Below are 1005 nucleotides of genomic sequence, written 5' to 3'. Positions count from 1 at the left end.
TCTCGTGGGGACGATGGGTTCATGGGCAGGATGCACCAAATTTAATCAACTCTGGCTGAATGCCAAATGCGGGAGGCATTGGTGCCATGAACCCAATACGAAGTGGTACGGGGAAAAATCGGTATCGAGGGGCGAATGGGTAGTTCCGGGCATTTGCATAGAGGATTTGAAGAAGCGAAGAATCAAGGATTCGACTTTGATTATGAAATTGATTTACAAACAGTTGGCACATCATTCAAAGGGCACTGAAAAAGCTGCGGTTTGGCTGCGTCATGCTGCGCCTGAAAGCTGCGGTTTTGAAAGAAGAGTCTACTGTAAAAAGTCGATGGCCAATAGACAATGGATGCTCAAATAAAATTTATAACAAATTTTAAATCTGATTTAAACACTAAACTTTAAACTTTAAACTAAAACGCTCAACCCTTGAGAAGGAAAGACGGAGTGACAGAGAGAGGGAGAGAGGAGTGAGTGATGAGAGAAGCGTGGCGTACCGTAGCGGCGTTGCGGCGTTGCGCGAGACCAACGCTCAACCGATCTCCTCTTGCACATACGGAATTACATCGCTAATTTTGCGATATATCAACTCAAGGGAACTATCACCAAAGTTGCCCGCCTGCCTTTCCTAAGAGATTGGAGGTGCGCTCCGAGCCAGCATCTCCCGGCGGTGCTTCAACGAAATCGTGAGCGAGGACCAGAAATGAGGCGCCGACGTCCGGTGCAATCGATCATAAATCCTTCCTGCCCCTGCCTGACGCAATTACCTGCCTCGCCCTTGGCCTTTTGGCGCTTTGGGCAAAAAGCATTGCTGACCAAAATAGCCGGTTATGGAAAAGAAAGCCCCCACCTGGCTCACTGCCCGTTTCACCTGTCTGATGACAAGTTTGTTGATTGGCTTTTCCAACGCCTTGGCCCAGCCGAGCTTGCTTGCTGACATTGCACCGGGACCACTCTCCTCCATTCCCTCGCAATTCACCCACCTGGCCGACGGTACGACCGTTTTCGCAG

The 1005-nt window shown here is 49.7% G+C and carries 2 protein-coding genes; one reads left to right on the top strand and one right to left on the bottom strand.

Translation table 11 applies throughout. The features are described from left to right. Positions 1-13: 13 nt before the first annotated feature. Complete coding sequence (locus D6694_01845) at positions 14-355, top strand: hypothetical protein (GenBank protein ID RMH47516.1); 342 nt, start codon at positions 14-16, stop codon at positions 353-355. A 402-nt stretch (positions 356-757) separates the two neighbouring features. Here D6694_01845 and D6694_01840 read toward each other — a convergent pair. Further along, a partial coding sequence (locus tag D6694_01840; GenBank protein RMH47515.1) for a hypothetical protein occupies positions 758-1005 on the bottom strand: 248 nt, incomplete at its 5' end.

The sequence above is a fragment of the Gammaproteobacteria bacterium genome (genome assembly GCA_003696665.1).
Lineage (GTDB): Bacteria > Pseudomonadota > Gammaproteobacteria > Enterobacterales.
The sequence above is the reverse complement of the archived record's forward strand: the minus strand, read 5'-3'. Positions and strand labels throughout refer to the sequence as shown.

Excerpts from the sequence above, each read along its gene's own strand:
- D6694_01845 (RMH47516.1), top strand. The coding sequence starts at position 14 with ATGGGTTCATGGGCAGGATGCACCAAATTTAATCAACTCTGGCTGAAT.